The 2,379-nt window shown below is 76.2% G+C and carries 3 protein-coding genes; 1 reads left to right on the top strand and 2 read right to left on the bottom strand.

Annotated elements, in window-relative coordinates; translation table 11 throughout:
* Nucleotide 1 precedes the first annotated feature (1 nt).
* A complete protein-coding gene (locus J7523_RS20645) occupies nucleotides 2-145 on the top strand; it encodes an LPXTG cell wall anchor domain-containing protein (protein WP_363267419.1) in 144 nt (47 codons plus the stop codon).
* Between the two features lie 189 nt (nucleotides 146-334).
* Here the strand turns inward: J7523_RS20645 and J7523_RS20095 are convergent, their stop codons facing one another.
* Entirely contained in the window at nucleotides 335-1,741 is a 1,407-nt protein-coding gene (locus tag J7523_RS20095; protein ID WP_087509669.1) for a glutamate decarboxylase, read from the bottom strand.
* A 98-nt stretch (nucleotides 1,742-1,839) separates the two neighbouring features.
* A partial coding sequence (locus J7523_RS20090) for a DUF2599 domain-containing protein (RefSeq protein WP_291890526.1) occupies nucleotides 1,840-2,379 on the bottom strand: 540 nt, incomplete at its 5' end.

The following is a 2,379-nucleotide window of genomic DNA, read 5'->3' as shown; positions in this document are numbered from 1 at the left end:
GGTGCGCGCCGCGACGCAGGAGCGCTCCGAGGTGCTGGCCGCGACCGGGGCGCGCACGGGGACGCTGCTCGCCGCGGGCGCGCTCGCGCTCGCGCTCGGCGCCGGGCTCGTGACGTGGCGGCGCCGTCGCGCCGCCGGGGCCTGACGTGGCCGCCGACGTGCGGCGACCGCGGCCGGGCGAGCCCTGCAGGCCCGAGCGACGACGACCGGCGGGCCGCCGGGGCTGACGTCGGGCGACCCGCCGCGTCGAGGACCCGTCGGCGCCCGCCCCGCGACGGCCGTCGGCGGCGAGGCGGCCGGGACGCGCCGCGCGAGCGCAGCGCAACGCGGTCGCTCAGTGGTGGAAGCCGGAGCTGCGCCCCTCGGTCGGCAGCGGTCCCGTCAGCGCGTCGAGGTACCGGACCTCGGCGCGCAGGTCCGCGAGGAACGCCGCGGCGAGGTCGTGGCTGAAGCCGTTGCGCACGACGACGCGCTGCACCGTGACGTGCTCGAGGTCGGCCGGCATCGGGTACGCGGGCACCAGCCACCCGCGCGTGCGCAGCCGTTCCGAGAGGTGGTGCAGGTCCCAGCGCGTCGTGTGCCCCTCGCGCAGCCGCCACGCGAACACCGGGATGTCCGACCCGTCGTTCCACAGCTCGAACGCCGGCACGCGTGCGATCTCGCGAGCCAGCCAGGTCGCGACGTCGCGCGACGTGCGCTGCACGGCGGTGTACCCGGCACGCCCGAGGCGCACGAACAGGTAGAACTGCAGCAGCACCTGGGCCCCGGGCCGGGAGAAGTTGAGCGCGAACGTGGGCATGTCGCCGCCCAGGTACGACACGCGGAAGACCAGGTCCTCCGGCAGCGCCGCGGCGTCGCGCCACACGACCCACCCCAGGCCCGGGTACACCAGCCCGTACTTGTGCCCCGACGTGTTGATCGACACGACGCGGGGGACGCGGAAGTCCCACGCGAGGTCGGGCTGCACGAACGGCGCCACCATGGCCCCCGACGCGCCGTCGACGTGGATCGGCACGTCGAGCCCCGTCGCCTCCTGCACGCGGTCGAGCGCGTCGGCGACCTGCGCGACCGGCTCGTAGGCGCCCGTGTAGGTGACACCCATGATGACGACGACGCCGATCGTGTTCTCGTCGACGTACGCCGCCAGGTCGTGCCCGTCGAGCACGCGGTGCTCGAGCGAGAGCGGGACGTAGCGCGGCTCGACCTCGAAGTAGTTGCAGAACTTCTCCCAGCACACCTGCACCGCGCTGGACATCACGAGGTTGGGCCGGTCCGTGGGCCGGCCGGCCGCGCGACGCGCGTGCTGCCAGCGGCGCTTGAGCGCGAGACCGCCGAGCATGGCCGCCTCGGACGACCCGATGGTCGACGTGCCGACCGCCCGGCGCGGCGCGGGCGCGTGCCACAGGTCGGCGAGCATGGTCCAGCAGCGCTGCTCGATCGCGGCCGTCTGCGGGTACTCGTCCTTGTCGATCATGTTCTTGTCGGCGGACTCGGCGTACAGCCGCGTCGCGTGGTCGTCCATCCACGTGCCGACGAACGTCGCGAGGTTGAGCCGCGCGTTGCCGTCGAGCATCGCCTCGTCGTGCACCAGCTGGTACGCCGTCTCGGGCAGCGCCTCGTGCGGCGGGAAGCGGAACTTGGGGACGCTCGTGGCCTCGCCCGGCCGGCTGAAGACCGGGTTCACCTCGATGACGTCCGGCTCGTCGTCGTCTCGCCCTGCTCGCCGCGTGGTCGTCACCATCTGCCTGCCCCCTCGCCGGCCCGGCCCCGCGGACGCGAGGCCCTGGGACCGACCGTAGGGACCCCGGCCGTGCGCCGCCTCCCGGCGGGTGCGCGGGGTCAGGCGTCGGCGTCGGTGGGGTTGCAGCGCGTCGCGATCAACGTCCCCGTGCCGACCTCGGGCCGCCACGGCTCGAGGTTCCACGACGCCTTGTCGGGTGCGCCGAGCACGTGGCACCACAGCTGCGCGCGCATGCTCGGCGTCGCCGCCTCGGGCTCGGCGGCCTCGAGCTGCGACGCGAGCGCCTCCTGCGCCGCGAGGCTGCCGCCGCGCACCCACGGCGCGGGGACGACCGCGAGCGAGCGCCCGCCCTCGGCCTCGCCCCACGTCGCCGACTCCAGCGCGGCGGCGCCCACCTCGAACGACACCGGACCACCCGCGGCGGCTCCGACGTGCAGGACCAGCAGGTCGCCCTCGACCCGCCACGCGGCGGCCGCACCGTCGGCGCCCGTCGCACGCCCGAGCGCGGTCACGACGGCGCCGCCGGCGTCGCGCAGGACCGCCGAGGCGTCCGCGAGCAGCTCGACGGCGCCCCCGTCGGGCGGTGCGACCCGCGCGCGCACGCCGTCCGCGCCGTCGGGCGCCGCGGCGTCGGGGCC

Origin of the sequence: Cellulomonas sp., from assembly GCF_017744555.1 — a bacterium.
Classification (GTDB): Bacteria; Actinomycetota; Actinomycetes; order Actinomycetales; family Cellulomonadaceae; genus Cellulomonas.
Note: the sequence above shows the minus strand (reverse complement) of the source record. Positions and strands in the feature narration are given on the sequence as shown.

Excerpts from the sequence above, each read along its gene's own strand:
- J7523_RS20095 (WP_087509669.1), bottom strand. The coding sequence starts at position 1,741 with ATGGTGACGACCACGCGGCGAGCAGGGCGAGACGACGACGAGCCGGAC.